Below are 529 nucleotides of genomic sequence, written 5' to 3'. Positions count from 1 at the left end.
GGGTCCACTTGCGTCCATATCTTCACCGTGGTGGTGCGCCGCATCACTTTCACATCAATCACACCTTGACCGGTAAAAAGCCCCGTTGCAATTGTTCCACCTTTTCCCCGTGCCACAACATTTTTTGTACCAGCGGTAATGTTTTGTGGAATTTTAAAATTGCCTTCAAGGGTGCCATAGGAATTGGCAAAAAGGTAATTATTCGGCAAGACATTCACACCATCAAAGGTAAGGCTTTCTAATTGTTCTAACTTGCCAAAACCTTCAATTTTAAAGTGAAGAGTAATTTGTCTTAAAAAGTCGATTTGCTCTTGGGTTGCCCTCACCAAATCATTACTGATTTCTGTTTTACGAATGCTTCTCCCACGGTTCCTGCCCATGATGATTTGATTGGTCACGCTCGAGAGCCAATCGGTGCGCTGTTCGTGCCAAAAGTCTGTTGCGGGTTCAAGGGTTACTGTACCAGGCAAGGTCGCAAAATTTTGATAAGGATTGATTTTTTCGCAAGCCGTTGTCAACTCTTGCGCAA

At 44.0% G+C, this 529-nt stretch carries 1 protein-coding gene; it reads right to left on the bottom strand.

Annotated features, from left to right (window positions below):
- The coding region (locus ACFIKO_RS09540) for a DUF4815 domain-containing protein (RefSeq protein WP_375673940.1) at positions 1-529 on the bottom strand (529 nt) is incomplete at both ends.

This window comes from Bartonella sp. TS82HLJMH (assembly GCF_042193495.1).
GTDB classification, from domain to species: domain Bacteria; phylum Pseudomonadota; class Alphaproteobacteria; order Rhizobiales; family Rhizobiaceae; genus Bartonella; species Bartonella grahamii.
Note: the sequence above shows the minus strand (reverse complement) of the source record. Positions and strands in the feature narration are given on the sequence as shown.